Raw genomic sequence first — 16,712 nt, 5'->3', positions numbered from 1 at the left:
AGACCGCTCCATGGTGAAACGCGTTTTCCTGGCCTTGCTGCTGGTGCTGGTGGTCCTGTCAGCGGCCGTGGCGGTCAATACCTGGCGCACGCCGTCGCGGCAACTGGCCGTGGCGCCGGCGCCGAAGCTCTCGATCGACGTGCAGGCGGCCGCCATGCGGCTGGCCGGCGCGATCCCGTTCCGCACGGTGTCCAGCCTCGACAACCCGAGCGGCAACGACGCCGAGTTCGACAAACTGCATGCCTACCTGGCCGAGCAGTTCCCGAAGGTCCACGCCACCCTCAAGAAAGAGGTGGTGGGCCAGAAGGCGCTGCTCTACACCTGGGCCGGCAGCGACCCCGCCGCCAAGCCGATCGCGCTGATGGCGCACCAGGACATGGTGCCGATCGCGCCGGGCACCGAGAAGGCCTGGTCGGTCGACCCCTTCAGCGGCGCCATCCAGGACGGCTTCGTCTGGGGCCGCGGCACGCTCGACAACAAGGGCAACCTGTTCGCGCAGATGGAGGCCATCGAGCTGCTGATCGGGCAGGGCTTCAAGCCCCCGCAGACCATCTATCTGGTGATGGGCGACGACGAGGAGGTCAGCGGCCTGCGCGGCGCGCTGCCGATCGCCGAGCTGCTGAAGTCGCGCGGCGTGCGCCTGGACTGGGTGCTCGACGAAGGCCTGCTGGTGCTCGACGGCGTGCTGCCGGGCCTCGGCAAGCCGGCGGCGCTGATCGGCCTGGCCGAAAAGGGCTACGGCACCTTCTTCCTCTCGCTCGACACCGCACCCGGCCACTCGTCGATGCCGCCGCAGCACAGCGCGATCGGCAGCATGAGCGCCGCACTGGCACGGCTCGAGGCGACACCGATGCCTGGCGGCATCCAGGGCGTGGCGGCGCAGATGTTCGGCACGCTGGCGCCCGAGATGAGCGGCCTCAACCGCGTGATGCTCTCCAACCTGTGGCTCACCGGGCCGCTGGTCCAGGGCCAGCTCGAGAAGAGCCCGAGCAGCAACGCGATGCTGCGCACCACCACCGCGCTGACCATCGTGCGCGCCGGCAACAAGGACAACGTGCTGCCGGGGCGTGCCGAGGCGGCGGTCAACTTCCGCATCCTGCCTGGCGACAGCATCGACAGCGTCGAGAAGCACCTGAAGAGCGCGCTGGGCAACGACGCGATCCAGGTCAAGCGCTATCCGGGCAACTCCGAGCCGTCGCCGGTGTCGCCGACCGACAGCACCGGCTACCGCTCGATCGAGCACGCGGTGCGCCAGAGCTTTCCCGATGCGGTGGTCGCGCCGGGCCTCATGACGGCAGCCACCGACTCGCGCCACTTCAGCCTGATCAGCGACGCGGTCTATCGCTTCTCGCCGTTCCGCGTCAAGGCCGAGGACCTGCCGCGCTTCCACGGCAACAACGAACGCCTCTCGATCTCGAACTACGGCGAGATGATCCAGTTCTATCAGCAGCTGCTGCTCAACACGGCACAGCCCCAGTAACCGCCATTCCTCTTTCTCAAAGGACCTCATCATGACCCGCGCCGTCATCGTCTCCACCGCCCGCACGCCGCTCGCCAAGAGCTGGAAGGGTGCCTTCAACATGACGCACGGCGCCACGCTCGGCGGCCACGCGGTGCAGCATGCGGTGCAGCGCGCCGGCATCGATCCGGCCTCGGTCGATGACGTGATCATGGGCTGCGCGACGCCCGAAGGCGCCACCGGCTCGAACATCGCGCGCCAGATCGCGCTGCGCGCCGGCCTGCCGATCACGACCTCGGGCATGACCATCAACCGCTTCTGCTCCTCGGGCCTGCAGACCATCGCCACCGCGGCCCAGCGCATCATCGCGGGCGAGGGCGAGGTCTACGTGGCCGGCGGCGTCGAGAGCATCTCGTGCGTGCAGAACGAGGCCAACAAGCACATGCTGGCCGACCCCTGGCTGGTCAAGCACAAGCCCGAGATCTACTGGAACATGCTGCAGACCGCGGAGCAGGTCGCCAAGCGCTACAACATCGGCCGCGACGCCATGGACGAATACGGCGCCGCCAGCCAGCAGAAGGCCACCGCCGCGCTGGAAGCCGGCCGCTTCAAGGACGAGATCGCACCGATCACCGTGCTGGCCGGCGTGGCCGACGCGGTGCTGGGCCTGCGCACCAAGGAAGTCACGATCGAGAACGACGAAGGCATCCGCGCCGGCACCACCAAGGAAGGCATCAGCGGCATCCGCCCGGCGATCCCCGGCGGCCTGATCTCGGCCGGCAATGCCAGCCAGTTCTCCGACGGCGGCGGTGCCTGCGTGCTGGTCGACGAGAAGTACGCCGAGCAGAAGGGCCTGAAGCCGCTGGGCCGTTTCCTCGGCTTCGCGGTCGCCGGCTGCGAGCCCGACGAAATGGGCATCGGCCCGGTGTTCGCGATCCCGAAGGTGCTGAACCGCCTGGGCCTGAAGGTCAGCGACATCGACCTCTGGGAACTCAACGAAGCCTTCGCGGTGCAGGTGATCTACTGCCGCGACAAGCTGGGCATCCCGGCCGAGCTGCTCAACGTCGACGGCGGCGCGATCGCGGTCGGCCACCCGTACGGCGTCAGCGGCCAGCGGCTCACCGGGCACGCGCTGATCGAAGGCAAGCGCCGCGGCGCCAAGAAGGCGGTCGTGACGATGTGCATCGGCGGCGGCATGGGCGCAGCCGGCGTGTTCGAGATTCTCTGACGCGAGAGCGCAATGCGCCGCCTGGCGACCGGCGATCGGCAGGCAGCTGATCGCCGGCGCCCGGGCGGCGGACGGGGCCCGCGCGCAGACGCGGCCGTCGCGGCGATATCGGCGCGGTCAATGACGGCGAGACAAGTCCTGGGCGCTCGCCCAGGACACCATTGCACGGCTGCCATCGGCATCGCTTGCTGCGGCAGAATCGAATTCCAACCCCTAGCCCAGCGATCCTCTCCATGAGCCTTCGTCCCACCCTCGACTTCCTTCTCTACGACTGGCTGCACGCCGAGTCGCTCGCCGAGCGCGAACGCTTCGCCGACCACTCGCGCGAGACCTTCGATGCCGTGCTCGACACCTGCGAGCGCATCGCGCGCGAGAAATACGCGCCGAGCAACCGCATCGTCGACACCCAGGAGCCGCACTTCGACGGCGAGCGCGTCATCCTGCCGCAGGCCACGCACGATGCCCACAAGGCCTTCGTCGAATCGGGCATGCTGAGCGCCGCGCAGGACTACGACATCGGCGGCATGCAGCTGCCCTACACCCTGTCGGCGGCGGCCAACAGCTTCTTCGCGATGGCCTCGGTCAGCATCGGCTCGAACATGCTCACCAGCGGCAACGCCAACCTGCTGATGGTGCACGGCACCGAGATGCAGAAGGAGGTGTTCGCCAAGAACGAATTCGCCGGCCGCTGGTCGGGCACCATGTGCCTGTCGGAGCCGCAGGCCGGCTCCAGCCTCAGCGACGTCGCCACCCGCGCCGTGCCCGACGGCGCCGACTTCCAGGACGATCCGCTGGGCCCGCGCTTCAGGCTCACCGGCAACAAGATGTGGATCTCGGCCGGCGACCACGAGCTGACCGAGAACATCGTCCACATCGTGCTGGCCAAGATTCCCGACGAGAACGGCAAGCTGATCCCGGGCACGCGCGGCATCTCGCTGTTCATCGTGCCGAAGCGCATGGTCGACACCGAGGGCCGGCTCACCGGCGAGCGCAACGACGTCGCGCTGGCCGGCCTCAACCACAAGCTCGGCTGGCGCGGCACCACCAACACGCTGCTGAATTTCGGCGAGGGCAAGTTCCCGGTCGGCGGCAAGGCCGGCGCCGTGGGCTACCTGGTGGGGCAGCCCGGCAAGGGGCTGTTCTGCATGTTCCACATGATGAACGAAGCCCGCATCGGCGTCGGCACGGCGGCGACCATGCTCGGCATGGCCGGCTACCACGCCTCCCTGGAGTATGCAAAGGCGCGACCGCAGGGCCGGCCCGCGGGCCCGGCCGGCAAGGATTCGGCCAAGCCGCAGGTGCGCATCATCGAGCACGCCGACGTGCGCCGCATGCTGCTCGCTCAGAAGGCGTACTGCGAAGGCGCACTGGCGCTCGAGCTCTACTGCGCGCGGCTGGTCGACGAGCAGAAGACCGGCGCGGCCCAGGCCGCGGACGACGCCCGGCTGCTGCTCGAGGTGCTGACCCCGATCGCCAAGAGCTGGCCCAGCGAGTGGTGCCTGGAGGCCAACTCGCTCGCGATCCAGATCCATGGCGGCTACGGCTACACGCGCGACTTCCCGGTCGAGCAGTACTGGCGCGACAACCGGCTCAACATGATCCACGAGGGCACGCACGGCATCCAGGCCGCCGACCTGCTCGGGCGCAAGGTGCTGATGGAAGACGGGCGCGGCCTGCAACTGCTGGCCGGACGCATCGCCGAGACGATGGCGCGCGCCGGCAAGGTGCCGGCGCTGGCCGCCCATGCGGCCGCGCTCGGCGACGCGCTGCAGCGCATCGGCACGGCGACGAAGAAGGCCTGGGCCACCGGCAATCCACAGGAGGCGCTTGCCAATGCGGTGCCCTACATGCAGGCCTTCGGCCACGTGGTGCTGTCCTGGATCTGGCTCGACGTCGCCCACCGTGCGCTCGAACGCGATGCGGACAGGGCCCAGCCGGCGACCGCCGGCCGCGTCGGCGCCACCGACTTCTTTTTCCACTATGAGCTGCCGAAGATCGGCGCCTGGCTCAACGTCGTCGAGAGCCGCGATCCGACCTGCGCCGCGCTGCCCGAGGAGGCCTTCTGATGGCCGCCAACCCACCGGCGAAGCCGCATGCGAGGCTGGAAAAGTGGATCTGGATCCTGATCTACGGCGGCCTTTTCGCGATCATTCTCGGCATCGTGACCGGCCGCACCGAGGAAGCCCTGGGCTGGGCCATGGCCGTGCCCGGTGCGGCGCTGGTCGTGGTCGGCGTGGTGCTCATCTACGTCCGCTCCCGACTCCCGGACAAAAAGGATTCGCCGTGAGCCTGCGCCGGTCGCGCAGCATGCCCGACCACCCAACCCCCTGAAATTCCCGGAGACACCATGACTGCCAGAAGCATCCAGAAACTTTTCGACCTCAGCGGCAAGACGGCGCTGATCACCGGCGGCTCGCGCGGCCTGGGCCTGCAGATGGCCCACGCGCTGGGCGAGGCCGGTGCCCGCATCATGCTGAGCTCGCGCAAGGCCGAGGACCTCGAGCAGGCCGCGGCCGAGCTGCAGGCGGCCGGCATCGACACCCGCTGGATCGCGGCCGACTGCTCGAAAGAGGAGGACACCCGCCGCCTCGCCACCGAGACGCTGGAGCGCATGGGCGCGGTCGACATCCTGGTCAACAACGCAGGCGCCAGCTGGGGCGCGCCCGCCGAAGACCACCCGGTCGAGGCCTGGGACAAGGTCATGAACCTCAACGTGCGCGGTTACTTCATCCTGGCGCAGCAGGTGGCGCGCGCCTACATGATCCCGAAGAAGGCCGGCCGGATCATCAACATCGCCTCGATCGCGGGCCTCAACGGCAATCCGCCCGAGATGCAGACCATCGCCTACAACACCTCCAAGAGCGCGGTGATCGGCTTCACCCACACGCTGGCCGCCGAATGGGGCAAGTACAACATCAACGTCAACGCGATCTGCCCGGGCTTCTTCATGACCAAGATGGCGGCGGGCCTGATCAAGTCCATCGGCGAGGACAAGATGGCCTCCCACGCGCCGCTCGGCCGGCTCGGCGACGACGAGGACCTGAAGGGAATCACGCTGCTGTACGCCAGCGACGCCGGCAAGCACATCACGGGCCAGTGGCTGGCGATCGACGGCGGCGTGAGCGTGGTTCTGGGCGCCTGACATGACCGATTCCGACGACAGCATCAACTTGCGCTCCTACACGGACCAGATCCCGTTCGCGCGCCATCTCGGCTTCGAGATCACGAAGTTCGAGGGCGGCGAATCCGAGCTGCGCTACACCGCGAAGCCCGAGCACCTGAACACCTTCGACGTGACGCACGGCGGCGCCGTCATGACGATGCTCGACATCGCCATGGCCGCCGCCGCGCGCAGCGAAACGCCCGAGACCGGCGTCGTCACGATCGAGATGAAGACCACCTTCATGGCGCCTTCGGTCGGTCCGCTGATCGCGCGCGGCAGCCTGCTGCATCGCACCGCGACGATGGGCTTCACCGAGGCGAAGATCTACGACGCCCAGGAACGCGTCTGCGCCCACGCCACCGGCACCTTCAAGTACGTGAAGCGCCGCCTGCCCACGGGGCCGGCCAGCGCCAACGCGATGCGCCCGCCTTCGACCGACTGACCCCTTTTCCCGGAGACCTCCATGCCCACCAACAGACAACAGATCCTCGACAACCGCCCCGAGGGCGAAGCCGTCGCCAGCAACTTCAAGCTCGTCAGCACCGAGACCCCGGCGCTGAAGGACAACCAGGTGCTGGTGCGCCATCACTACATGAGCCTCGACCCCTACATGCGCGGCCGCATGAACGATGCCAAGAGCTACGCCCAGCCGCAGCCCCTGGGGCAGGTGATGCAGGGCGGCACAGTCGGCGAGGTGGTCGAGAGCAAGCACCCCAAGTACGCCGTCGGCGACAAGGTGGTCGGCTTCGGCGGCTGGCAGGAATACAGCGTGGTCGATGCCTCGCAGCCCGGCGCGCTCAAGAAGGTCGACACCTCGCACGTGCCGCTGTCGCACTACCTGGGCGCGGTCGGCATGCCCGGCGTCACGGCCTGGTACGGGCTGGTGAAGATCATCGCGCCGAAGGCAGGCGAGACCGTGGTCATCACGGCCGCCAGCGGCGCCGTCGGCAGCGCCTTCGGCGCGCTGGCCAAGGCGCGCGGCTGCCGCGTGGTCGGCATTGCCGGCGGCCCCGACAAGTGCAAGTACGTGACTGACGAACTGGGCTTCGATGCCTGCATCGACTACCGCCAGCATCCGGACGTCAAGAGCATGAGCGCGGCGCTCAAGGAAGCCTGCCCGCAGGGCATCGACGGCTACTTCGAGAACGTCGGCGGCTACATCTTCGATGCGGTGCTGCTGCGCACCAACGCCTTCGCTCGCATCGCGCTATGCGGCATGATCGCCGGCTACGACGGCCAGCCGCTGCCGCTCGCCAACCCGGCGCTGTTCCTGATCAACCGGCTCAAGCTCGAGGGCTTCATCGTCAGCGAGCACATGGAGGTCTGGCCCGAGGCGCTGGCCGAACTGGGCGCACTGGTCGCCAGCGGCAAGCTCCGGCCGCGCGAGTCGGTGGCCGAGGGCATCGAAGCGGCACCCGAAGCCTTTCTCGGCCTGCTGAAAGGCAAGAACTTCGGCAAGCAGCTGGTCAAGCTGATCTGATCGTCGAACTGAACAGGAGGCTGGCATGGACACCACGCACGAGGTCTTCAACCAGCCGGCGCCGCTGGCCGGCTACAACCTGTTCGAGACCAACCGGCCGCTCGGCGACGCGCTGAAGCACAACGCGCCGCAGCTGCAGCTCGACCCGCTGCGCAGCCTCGGCGCCGAGATCGGCAGCGCCGGCATGCAGACCCATGCGCGGCTCGCCAACATCCACACGCCGGTGCTGCACACGCACGACCGCTTCGGCCGCCGCATCGACGAGGTGGAGTTCCACCCGAGCTACCACGTGCTGATGGCGGCCGCGGTCGGTGCCGGACTGCACGGCGCACCCTGGAGCGGTGAGTCGCAGTCGCCCCATGTGGAGCGCGCGGCCGGCTTCATGCTGTTCACCGAGCTCGAACCGTCGATGCTGTGTCCGATCTCGATGAGCTACGCGGTCACGCCCGCGCTGCGCAGCAACGCCGGCGTGTATGCCGACTGGGGCCCGAAGCTCGCGAGCCGCTGGTACGACCCGGCGCTCAGGCTGTGGCGCGACAAGCCCGGCCTCACGATGGGCATGGGCATGACCGAGAAGCAGGGCGGCTCGGACGTCCGCGCCAACACCACGCAGGCGGTGCGCGCCGGCAGCGACGGCTGGGGCGAGCGCTACGAGATCACCGGCCACAAGTGGTTCTTCTCGGCACCGATGTGCGATGCCTTCCTGATCCTCGCGCAGGCGCCGGCCGGCCTGTCGTGCTTCTTCCTGCCGCGGGTGCTGCCGGACGGCAGCCGCAATGCGATCCGCATCCAGCGCCTCAAGGACAAGCTCGGCAACAAGGCCAACGCCAGCTCCGAGGTCGAGTTCCATGGCGCCAGCGCCTGGCTGGTCGGCGAGGAAGGGCGCGGCGTTCCGCAGATCCTCGAGATGGGCACCATGACCCGGCTCGATTGCGCGCTCGGCACCAGCGGGCTGATGCGGCAGGCCCTCAGCCTGGCGCTGAACCACACGGCGCAGCGCCAGGCTTTCGGCCGCCCGCTGATCGAGCAGCCGCTGATGAAGAACGTGCTGGCCGATCTTGCGCTCGAGAGCGAGGCCGCGACCGCGCTGGCGATCCGGCTGGCGCGCGCCTTCGACCATCCCGGCGACGAGCACGAGCGCCTGATGGCTCGCCTGCTGACGCCGGTGGCCAAGTTCTGGATCTGCAAGCGCGGCAGCCACTTCGCCCAGGAGGCCATGGAGTGCCTGGGCGGCAACGGCTACGTGGAAGAAGGCGGCGAGGGCGTGATGGCCCGCGTCTACCGCGAGATGCCGCTCAATTCGATCTGGGAGGGCGCCGGCAACATCATGGCGCTCGACCTGCTGCGCGGCCTGCGCAAGGGCGACGCGGTTGCTGCGCTGGCGCGCGAACTGGCGCCGGCGCGCGGCAGCGATGCAGCGCTCGACCACCTGGCCGATGCGCTGCCCGCGCGAATCGAGGCCATGGCGACCGAAGTCGAGGCGCGCCGGCTGGCGCAGGATGTCGCGCTCGCGGTGCAGGCCGCGCTGCTGGTGCAGACTGCACCGCCCGCGGTGGTCGGCGGCTTCTGCGCCTCGCGCCTGGGCGGCGACTGGGGCCATGCCTTCGGCACGCTCGGGGCCGGCGTCGACCTCGATGCGATCATTTCCCGCGCCCGGCCCCAGTGAAACTCCACCCTCGAAGGACCCCATGGCAGACCTGATCCTCCACCACTACGCGACCTCGCCGTTCTCCGAGAAGCTGCGGCTGATCCTGGGCTACAAGAAGCTGGCCTGGAAGTCCGTGATCATTCCGCAGATCGCGCCCAAGCCCGAGCTGGTGGCGCTCACGGGGGGCTACCGCCGCACGCCGGTGCTGCAGATCGGTGCCGACATCTATTGCGACACGGCGCTCATCTGCGACGTGCTCGAGCATCTGGCGCCGCTGCCGTCGATCTATCCGGAGCCGGGCAAGGGCCTGTCGCGACTGGTCGCGCAATGGGCCGACAGCACGCTGTTCTGGGCCGCCATGGCCTACAACTTCAGCCCCAAGGGCGCGGCCGACATGTTCGGCAAGGCGCCGCCGGAGCTGGCCAAGGCCTTTGCCGACGATCGCCGCGCGATGAGCGGGAACATGGTGCGGCTGCGGCCGGCCGATGCCGCCGCGGCCTACAAGTCGTACCTGCGCCGCCTGTCCGACATGCTCGACGACACCGACTACCTGCTCGGCGCCTTTCCGACCGTGGCCGACTTCGCCTGCTACCACTCGCTGTGGTTCACGCGCAAGCGCACGCCTTCGATGGCCGGCATCCTGCAGTTGACGCCCGCCGTGGGCGACTGGATGGACCGCATGGCGGCCATCGGCCACGGCACGATGGAAGTCTTCGACGCCGCCCGTGCGATCGAGGTCGCGGCGGCGGCCACGCCCCACACGCTGCTGTCGGACAGCACCTTCCAGGACGAGCACGACATCGCGCTCGGCTCGCGTGTCAGCATCGCCGCCGAAAGCTTCGGGCCCGAGACCACCGAGGGCGAACTGGTCGCGGCCACGCGCACCCACTACACGCTGCGCCGCAGCGACCCGCGCGCGGGCACGGTGCATGTGCACTTTCCGCGGATCGGCTATGTGTTGCGGGCGCTGTCTCCCTGAAGCACCTAGGCGACTCCGATCTCGCCGGTTTCGTATTTCAATAGCGCCTCACCGCCAACACAAGAGACGAAAGGACACGCGCAAATGATCCAGGACTTCAAGGGCAAGACGGCCGTTCTCACCGGTGCCGGCTCCGGCTTCGGCCTCGAATGCGCGCGCATCGGCGCGGCCCGCGGCATGAACCTCGTGCTGGTCGACGTGCAGCAGGATGCGCTCGACCGCGCGCAGGCCGAGATGGAAGCCGCCGGCGCCCAGGTTCTGGCCCGCAAGGTCGACGTCGCCAGCGCCGCGCAGATGGACGAGCTCGCGCGCGCGGTGCAGCAGCGCTTCGGCGCGCCGCACTTCGTCTTCAACAACGCCGGCGTCGGTGCCGGCGGCCTGGTGTGGGAGAACAGCGTCGCCGACTGGGAGTGGGTGCTCGGCGTCGACCTGATGGGCGTGGTGCACGGCGTGCGCCTGTTCACGCCGATGATGCTGGAGGCCGCTTCGAAGGACCCGGCGTACCGAGGCCACATCGTCAACACCGCCAGCATGGCGGGCCTGCTGACGCCGCCCAACATGGGCATCTACAACGCCGCCAAGGCGGCCGTCGTGAGCCTCACCGAAACCCTCTACCAGGACCTGAAGCTGGTCACCGACCAGGTCGGCGCCAGCCTGCTGTGCCCGTATTTCGTGCCCACCGGCATCACGCAGAGCGAACGCAACCGCCCCGGCGCGCTGGCCGGCGGCGAGCTCACCAGGAGCCAGCTGATCGGCCAGGCGATGAGCAACAAGGCGGTCAGCAGCGGCAAGGTCAGCGCCGCCGAGGTCGCGCAGATGGTGTTCGACGCCATCAGCGCCAACCAGTTCTACGTCTTCAGCCACCCGAAGGCGCTCGGCAACGTGAAGAGCCGGATGGAGAACATCGTGTCGATCACCAACCCCGCCGATCCCTTCCTGGAGCGGCCGGAGATCGGCGTCAAGCTGCGCGAGCAGCTGCGCGCCGGCTGATCAGGGCGGCAGCAGCCAGGGCACCAGCAGCACGCTGAGCAGCAGCACCATGGTGGCCAGCGGAAGGCCGACCTTGACGAAGTCGCCGAAGCTGTAGTTGCCGGCCGTGCTGACCAGCGTGTTGACGGGCGACGAGATCGGCGTCAGGAAGCCCGAGGACGCTGCAAGCGCCACCATCATCGCGAACGGGTAGGGCGAGGCGCCGAGGTGCGTGGCCAGCGCCAGCGCCACCGGCGCCATCAGCACCGCGGTCGCGGTGTTCGGGATCACCAGCCCGATCAGCGTGCAGAGCACGAACAGGCTGGCCAGCACCGTGCGCACGCCGAAGTCGCCGACCAGCGCCAGCAGGCCATCGGCGGCGAGGTCGATGCCGCCGGTGCGCTGCAGGGCCAGCGAGAAGGGCAGCATGCCGACGATCAGGATCAGGCTGCGCCAGTGGATCGCGCGGTAGGCGGTGTCGAGGTCGATGCAGCGGAACAGCCCCATCAGCAGGCAGCCGAGCAGCGCGGCCTGCACGTTGGGAAGAAGGCCCGACATCATCAGGCCGATCACCAGAACGAGGCAGAACACCGCGTGCGGCGCCCGCCGCGGCGCCGGAACCAGCGACTTGCCTTCGAGCGGCAGGCTCAGGCCGACCAGATCGTGGCCATCGGATTGCAGCACCCGGATGGCCTGCCAGGGACCGACCAGAAGCAAGGTGTCGCCAACCTGGAGCCGCGCATTTTCAAGACCGTGCGCATGCGTCACCCGGCCGCGGCGCAGGCCCACCACCGTCAGTCCGTGCTGGGCCAGCAGGCGCGACTCGCAGCCGGTGGTGCCGACCAGCGTCGAATCGACCGGGATGATGGCCTCGGCCATGCCGACATCGCGCGACTGGTCGGTGAAGTAGGCGCCCGAGATCGGCAGCACGTGCAGCGCATGCCGCTCGCAGAGCCGGTGCAGGTCGAAGTCCTTCGATTCGACATCGAGCAGCAGGATATCGCCGGCGCGGATCTCGGTGTCGTCCGAGACCCGCAGCACTTCCCGCCTGAGCGTGTGCTGGCGCTCCAGCGCGATCACGCGCGCCGCGGAACTGTCGCCCAGGCCCAGGCCGGCGAGGCTGCGGCCGACCAGCGGGGACTGCGCTTCCACGGCGAGGCGAAAGGCGCGGTCGTGCAACTGGTACTGGTCGACCCAGTCGTTGAGGCTCGGCCGTCCGCTGCCGGCCGATGGGCGCTGGCTCGGCAGCCAGCGTCGCGCCACCGCCATGTAGGCGATCGCGAGGACCAGCACCGGCACGCCGATCGGCGTGAAGACGAAGAAGCTGAAGCCGGCTTCGCCATGGCGCATCAGTTCGCCGTTGACGACCAGGTTCGGCGTGGTCGCGACCAGCGTCATCATGCCGCTGATCAGGCCCGCCACGCTGACCGGCATCAGCAACTGGCTGGCCGCGATGCCGGTCTGCTGGGCAATGCGCATGACGATCGGGATGAAGATCGCGACCACCGCGGTGGAGCTCATGAACGAGCCCATCAGGCCGACCGCGAGCATCATCAGGACCAGCAGGCGTGTCTCGCTGCTGCCGCCGTGCCGGACCAGCCAGTCGCCGACGCCCTGGGCGACGCCGGTTCGCACCAGGCCTTCGCCGATCACGAACAAGGCAGCGACCAGCACGATGTTCGGGTCGGAGAAACCCGCCAGCGCCTCGTTCATGTCGAGCACGCCGGTCGCGGGCAGCAGCACGATCATGATCAGCGCCACCGCATCGAGGCGCGGCCGGCCGGCGACGAACATGGCGATCGCGATGCCCAGCAGCACGAGGACCTGGGCCAGCTCAAGGGACATGCGAAGTTCCGCTGGAAAGGGAGTCCGGATTCTGAGGGATGCAGCGTCGGCGGCGTTCGATTTCGATGCCCACACCCTCGGCCGGGGGCTTTGAGCCGGCAGCCGGGATGCATATACTGAACTACTCGGTTCTGTGTTTGCTCACCTTCAGGAGACCCCCATGGCTTATGTCGATGGCTACGTGTTGCCGATCAAGAAGAACAAGGTCGAGGCTTACCGCCAGATGGCCACGCTCGCCGGAACGGTCTGGCGCGAGCACGGCGCGCTCGAGTACCGCGAGTGGATCGCCGAGGATGTGAAGTCCGGCGAGCACACCTCGTTTCCGCAGGCCGTGAAGCTGGAGGACGACGAGATCGTGGTGTTCTCGTGGATCGTGTTCGAGTCACGCGACCACCGCGACGAGGTCAACGCCTTGGCGATGAGCGACCCGCGACTGGCCGGCATGATGAACCCGGCCGAGATGGCCTTCGACGGCAAGCGCATGTTCTGGGGCGGCTTCGAGCCGCTGGTCGCGCTCTGAGTCCCTGAACGCCGCCGCGCAGCTCAGCGCGACGGCACCGCGACCGGACTGCGCTCCGCGAACTGCCCGTTCCAGTAGGGGTAGTAGGGGTAGGGCGGCGTCACGGCGCTTGCGGCATCGAGGCGTGCCACCTGCCTGGGGGTCAGCTCCCAGCCCAGCGCGCCGAGGTTCTGCTTGAGCTGCGCTTCGTCGCGGGCGCCGATCAGCACGCTGGCCACGGTCGGGCGCCGCAGCAGCCAGTTGAGCGCGATCTGCGGCAGCGTCCTGCCCGTCTCCTCGGCCACCTGGTCCATCGCGTCGACCACGCGGTAGAGGCGCTCGTCCTCCACCGGGGGTGCGAAGCCGGCTGTCTCGTGCAGCCGGCTGCCGGCGGGCAGCGGCTGGCCGCGCCGGATCTTGCCGGTCAGGCGGCCCCAGCCCAGCGGACTCCAGACGATCGCGCCGACGCCCTGGTCGAGACCGAGCGGCATCAGCTCCCACTCGTAGTCGCGGCCGACCAGCGAGTAGTAGGTCTGGTTCGCCACGTAGGGCGAGAGGCCCAGCCGGTCCGCTGCGGCCAGCGACTTCATGAGCTGCCAGCCCGAGAAGTTGGAGGCGCCGATGTAGCGCACCTTGCCGGCGCGCACCAGGTCGTCGAGGCTGCGCAGGACCTGCTCGACGGGCGTCATCGCGTCGAAGGCATGCAGCTGCAGCAGATCGATGGTGTCGGTGCCCAGGCGCCGGAGCGCGGCATCGACGCCCCGGATCAGATGGTGGCGCGAGGAGCCGACCTCGTTCGGCCCCTCGCCCGCGCGCAGCGACAGCTTGGTCGAGACGATCACCTGGTCGCGCCGGCCCTTGATCGCGGCCCCGAGGATCGATTCGGAGGCGCCGCCCGAGTACACGTCGGCGCTGTCGAACAGGTTGACGCCGGCATCGAGGCAGATGTCGACGATGCGGCGCGCGCCGGCGACGTCGGTGTTGCCCCAGGCGCTGAAGAGCGGGCCCTCGCCGCCGAAGGTGCCGGCCCCGAAGCCGAGGGCCGGGACCTTGAAGCCCGAGTTGCCGAGATAGCGGTATTCCATGACGAGTCCTTTGGAGAGATGAAGCTGGGTCCAGGATGAACAGGGATCAGGCGCAGGCCGCTGCCGTCGCCGGCGCGGGACGGCGTCGGTCCAGGGCCCGGCTCCAGAGCGCGATCGCGAGGCCAGCAAGCGTCAGCAGCGCCGCGGCCCAGCCCAGGCCCTGCAGGCCCGGCCCGTGTTCGATCACCACGCCGCCGACCCAGGCGCCCAGTGCGTTGCCCAGATTGAAGGCGGCGATGTTGAGGCTGGAGGCGAGGTTCTGACCCGCGCCCGCGGCCTTGTCGAGCACCCGCAATTGCAGCGGCGCCACCGTGGCGAAGGATGCGATGCCCAGCAGCAGCAGGAAGAGGATGGCGGTCCAGGGCGTGTGGATCGCCAGTTGCATGGCCCCCAGGACCGCGGCCAGCACCAGCAGGGTGCCGAGCACCGCGGGCATCGGCGCGCGGTCGGCCAGTCGGCCGCCGAGCAGGTTGCCCACGGCCAGTCCGCCGCCGAAGATCAGCAGGATCGGCGACACCGCGGCCTCCGGCACGCCGGTCACGCGGGTCAGCAGGGGTTGGACGTAGGTGAAGACCACGAACAGGCCGGCGAAGCCCAGCACGGTCATCGCGAGCCCGAGCAGGACCTGCGGCCGGCCGAGCACGGCGAGTTCGTCGCGGAGCGAGGACGCCTCGGCATCGGCCTGGCTGCGCGGCACGAAGAACGCCAGCACCGCGAAGGCGGCGACGCCGATCAGCGCCACGGCCCAGAAGGTCGAGCGCCAGCCGAAGTGCAGGCCGAGCCAGGCGCCGGCCGGCACGCCGAGCAGGGTCGCGGCCGTGAGGCCGGTGAACATGATGGCGATCGCCGAAGCCCGGCGCTCCGGCGGCACCAGGCCGGTGGCGACCACCGAGCCGACGCCGAAGAAGGTGCCGTGCGCGAGCGAGGTCACGACCCGCGCCGTCATCAGCATCTCGTAGTTGAGGGCCAGCGCACAGGCGATGTTGCCGAGCGTGAAGATCGCCATCAGCGCCAGCAGCACGGTCTTGCGTGGCACCCGGCGGGTGGCGATGGTCAGCAGCGGCGCGCCGACCGCGACCCCGAGTGCATAGCCCGAGATCAGCAGCCCGGCGGCGGCGATGGAGACCTGGAGATCGGCCGAGACCTGCAGCAGCAGGCCCATGATGACGAATTCGGTGGTGCCTATTCCGAAGGCACCGGCGGTGAGAGCAAGAAGGGCGATGGGCATGATGGCACGACTGTGCCGGCTTCTTCGACTCATGAATAGAATGCCATTTCTACATGATGCTATGAATTGAAGTCACATATGCCGAGGATCGACATCAACCGCTCCGGCGAAATGGAAGCCTTCGTGCAGGTGGTCGACCGCGGCAGCTTCTCGGCCGGCGCCCGGGCCCTCGGCATGACGCCCTCGGCGGTCAGCAAGCTGATCGGCCGGCTCGAGGCGCGCCTTGCCACGCAGCTCGTGCTGCGCTCCACGCGCCGGCTGCAGCTCACGGCCGAGGGCCGTCTCTTCTACGAGCGCAGCGTGCGCGTGCTGGCCGACCTCGACGAGGCCGAGCGCTGCGCCGCGTCCGGCGCCGCGCCCGCCGGGCGCGTCAGCATCAACACCAGCGTCCCCTTCGGCCATCAGGTGCTGATCCCGCTGGTGCCGCGCTTTCTGGCGCTGCACCCGCAGGTCACGCTCAGCATCGTGCTGACGGATCGCGTGGTCGACCTCATGGAGGAACGCGCCGACGTCGCGATACGGTGGGGCGAACTGCCGCCGTCCGACCTGGTGGCCCGCCGGCTCGGCGCCACCGGCCAGGCGATCGTCGGCGCGCCGGCCTACCTGGCACGCTGCGGCACGCCGCACACGCCCGCAGAACTCGAAGCCCACAACCGGCTCGGCTTCACCTACCGGCGCAGCGTGCCGGACTGGCCGCTCTCGGTCGACGGCCGGGTGATCGACATGCCGGTCAACGGCAACGTGCGGGCGGGCGACGGCGAGGCCCTGCGCGCGCTGCTGCTGGCGGGCGTGGGCCTGGGCCGGCTGTCGCTCTACCAGCTGCAGCCGGACATCGACGCCGGCCGCCTGGTCCCGGTGCTGGAGGCCTTCAACCCGGGCGACAGCGCGCCGATCCATGCGGTCTACCTGGGCAAGCCGGGGCGCCTGCCGGCGCGCGTGCGGGCCGTGCTGGACTTCCTCGCGGCCCATGTGGGGGAGGACGGCCGGCCGCGTCCCCTGCCGTGAATTCGGGAATTTTCCGAGTAGTTGAAGGGAATGATCGTTCGGCTCTCTTCGCGCGCCGGGCCAGCGCCGGTTCGAGAATCGCTCTGCGCCCCGGCGCCTGCGCTCCGTTCCCGGAGCCGACAGC

At 69.2% G+C, this 16,712-nt stretch carries 15 protein-coding genes; 12 read left to right on the top strand and 3 right to left on the bottom strand.

Annotated features, from left to right (window positions below; all coding sequences use genetic code 11):
* Window positions 1-10: 10 nt before the first annotated feature.
* The 10 genes from QTI45_RS21080 to QTI45_RS21035 all read left to right on the top strand — a co-directional run bounded on the left by QTI45_RS21080 (window position 11) and on the right by QTI45_RS21035 (window position 10,947).
* On the top strand, window positions 11-1,480 hold the full coding sequence (locus tag QTI45_RS21080; protein ID WP_286655783.1) for a M20 family peptidase: 1,470 nt from the start codon (window positions 11-13) through the stop codon (window positions 1,478-1,480).
* A 31-nt stretch (window positions 1,481-1,511) separates the two neighbouring features.
* Window positions 1,512-2,687, top strand: a complete 1,176-nt coding sequence (locus QTI45_RS21075; RefSeq protein WP_286367911.1) for an acetyl-CoA C-acyltransferase — start codon at window positions 1,512-1,514, stop codon at window positions 2,685-2,687.
* A gap of 233 nt (window positions 2,688-2,920) precedes the next feature.
* Complete coding sequence (locus QTI45_RS21070) at window positions 2,921-4,753, top strand: acyl-CoA dehydrogenase (protein ID WP_286655782.1); 1,833 nt, start codon at window positions 2,921-2,923, stop codon at window positions 4,751-4,753.
* The gene (locus QTI45_RS21065; protein ID WP_286367909.1) at window positions 4,753-4,974 is read left to right on the top strand and encodes a hypothetical protein; all 222 of its coding nucleotides are present in this window, start codon (window positions 4,753-4,755) and stop codon (window positions 4,972-4,974) included. Before QTI45_RS21070 ends, QTI45_RS21065 begins: the two co-directional genes overlap by 1 nt.
* 60 nt (window positions 4,975-5,034) lie before the next feature.
* Complete coding sequence (locus QTI45_RS21060) at window positions 5,035-5,829, top strand: SDR family oxidoreductase (RefSeq protein WP_286367908.1); 795 nt, start codon at window positions 5,035-5,037, stop codon at window positions 5,827-5,829.
* A 1-nt stretch (window position 5,830) separates the two neighbouring features.
* Window positions 5,831-6,292: a PaaI family thioesterase gene (locus QTI45_RS21055; protein WP_286367907.1), complete on the top strand. Its 462-nt coding sequence runs from the start codon at window positions 5,831-5,833 to the stop codon at window positions 6,290-6,292.
* Between the two features lie 21 nt (window positions 6,293-6,313).
* Complete coding sequence (locus QTI45_RS21050; RefSeq protein WP_286655781.1) at window positions 6,314-7,330, top strand: NADP-dependent oxidoreductase; 1,017 nt, start codon at window positions 6,314-6,316, stop codon at window positions 7,328-7,330.
* A gap of 25 nt (window positions 7,331-7,355) precedes the next feature.
* Entirely contained in the window at window positions 7,356-8,996 is a 1,641-nt protein-coding gene (locus QTI45_RS21045; RefSeq protein ID WP_286655780.1) for an isovaleryl-CoA dehydrogenase, read from the top strand.
* Between the two features lie 22 nt (window positions 8,997-9,018).
* A complete protein-coding gene (locus tag QTI45_RS21040) occupies window positions 9,019-9,957 on the top strand; it encodes a glutathione S-transferase family protein (RefSeq protein ID WP_286655779.1) in 939 nt (312 codons plus the stop codon).
* 84 nt (window positions 9,958-10,041) lie between these two features.
* On the top strand, window positions 10,042-10,947 hold the full coding sequence (locus tag QTI45_RS21035) for an SDR family oxidoreductase (protein ID WP_286655778.1): 906 nt from the start codon (window positions 10,042-10,044) through the stop codon (window positions 10,945-10,947).
* Here QTI45_RS21035 and QTI45_RS21030 read toward each other — a convergent pair whose 3' ends face one another.
* The gene (locus tag QTI45_RS21030) at window positions 10,948-12,771 is read right to left on the bottom strand and encodes an SLC13 family permease (protein ID WP_286367902.1); all 1,824 of its coding nucleotides are present in this window, start codon (window positions 12,769-12,771) and stop codon (window positions 10,948-10,950) included. It abuts the gene before it with no gap.
* Between the two features lie 160 nt (window positions 12,772-12,931).
* Between QTI45_RS21030 and QTI45_RS21025 the strand changes: the two genes are divergently transcribed.
* Window positions 12,932-13,291, top strand: coding sequence for a DUF1428 domain-containing protein (locus tag QTI45_RS21025; RefSeq protein ID WP_286367901.1), 360 nt, complete (start codon window positions 12,932-12,934; stop codon window positions 13,289-13,291).
* Between the two features lie 23 nt (window positions 13,292-13,314).
* Here the strand turns inward: QTI45_RS21025 and QTI45_RS21020 are convergent, their stop codons facing one another.
* Window positions 13,315-14,355, bottom strand: a complete 1,041-nt coding sequence (locus tag QTI45_RS21020; protein ID WP_286655777.1) for an aldo/keto reductase — start codon at window positions 14,353-14,355, stop codon at window positions 13,315-13,317.
* A 46-nt stretch (window positions 14,356-14,401) separates the two neighbouring features.
* Window positions 14,402-15,583 (bottom strand): MFS transporter, encoded by a 1,182-nt coding sequence (locus tag QTI45_RS21015; protein WP_286655776.1) that lies wholly within the window; start codon window positions 15,581-15,583, stop codon window positions 14,402-14,404.
* A 78-nt stretch (window positions 15,584-15,661) separates the two neighbouring features.
* Here QTI45_RS21015 and QTI45_RS21010 point away from each other — a divergent pair, with 78 nt between their 5' ends.
* On the top strand, window positions 15,662-16,588 hold the full coding sequence (locus QTI45_RS21010; protein WP_286655775.1) for a LysR substrate-binding domain-containing protein: 927 nt from the start codon (window positions 15,662-15,664) through the stop codon (window positions 16,586-16,588).
* Window positions 16,589-16,712 lie beyond the last annotated feature (124 nt).

Source organism: Variovorax saccharolyticus (genome assembly GCF_030316765.1).
Lineage (GTDB): Bacteria > Pseudomonadota > Gammaproteobacteria > Burkholderiales > Burkholderiaceae_C > Variovorax > Variovorax saccharolyticus.
Note: the sequence above shows the minus strand (reverse complement) of the source record. Positions and strands in the feature narration are given on the sequence as shown.

Bases quoted from the DNA above. Each gene is read 5' to 3' on its own strand.
- QTI45_RS21035 (WP_286655778.1), top strand. From the start codon at position 10,042: ATGATCCAGGACTTCAAGGGCAAGACGGCCGTTCTCACCGGTGCCGGC.
- QTI45_RS21060 (WP_286367908.1), top strand. From the start codon at position 5,035: ATGACTGCCAGAAGCATCCAGAAACTTTTCGACCTCAGCGGCAAGACG.
- QTI45_RS21045 (WP_286655780.1), top strand. From the start codon at position 7,356: ATGGACACCACGCACGAGGTCTTCAACCAGCCGGCGCCGCTGGCCGGC.
- QTI45_RS21020 (WP_286655777.1), bottom strand. From the start codon at position 14,355: ATGGAATACCGCTATCTCGGCAACTCGGGCTTCAAGGTCCCGGCCCTC.
- QTI45_RS21010 (WP_286655775.1), top strand. From the start codon at position 15,662: ATGCCGAGGATCGACATCAACCGCTCCGGCGAAATGGAAGCCTTCGTG.
- QTI45_RS21075 (WP_286367911.1), top strand. From the start codon at position 1,512: ATGACCCGCGCCGTCATCGTCTCCACCGCCCGCACGCCGCTCGCCAAG.
- QTI45_RS21040 (WP_286655779.1), top strand. From the start codon at position 9,019: ATGGCAGACCTGATCCTCCACCACTACGCGACCTCGCCGTTCTCCGAG.
- QTI45_RS21065 (WP_286367909.1), top strand. From the start codon at position 4,753: ATGGCCGCCAACCCACCGGCGAAGCCGCATGCGAGGCTGGAAAAGTGG.
- QTI45_RS21055 (WP_286367907.1), top strand. From the start codon at position 5,831: ATGACCGATTCCGACGACAGCATCAACTTGCGCTCCTACACGGACCAG.
- QTI45_RS21030 (WP_286367902.1), bottom strand. From the start codon at position 12,771: ATGTCCCTTGAGCTGGCCCAGGTCCTCGTGCTGCTGGGCATCGCGATC.
- QTI45_RS21050 (WP_286655781.1), top strand. From the start codon at position 6,314: ATGCCCACCAACAGACAACAGATCCTCGACAACCGCCCCGAGGGCGAA.
- QTI45_RS21025 (WP_286367901.1), top strand. From the start codon at position 12,932: ATGGCTTATGTCGATGGCTACGTGTTGCCGATCAAGAAGAACAAGGTC.
- QTI45_RS21080 (WP_286655783.1), top strand. From the start codon at position 11: ATGGTGAAACGCGTTTTCCTGGCCTTGCTGCTGGTGCTGGTGGTCCTG.
- QTI45_RS21070 (WP_286655782.1), top strand. From the start codon at position 2,921: ATGAGCCTTCGTCCCACCCTCGACTTCCTTCTCTACGACTGGCTGCAC.
- QTI45_RS21015 (WP_286655776.1), bottom strand. From the start codon at position 15,583: ATGCCCATCGCCCTTCTTGCTCTCACCGCCGGTGCCTTCGGAATAGGC.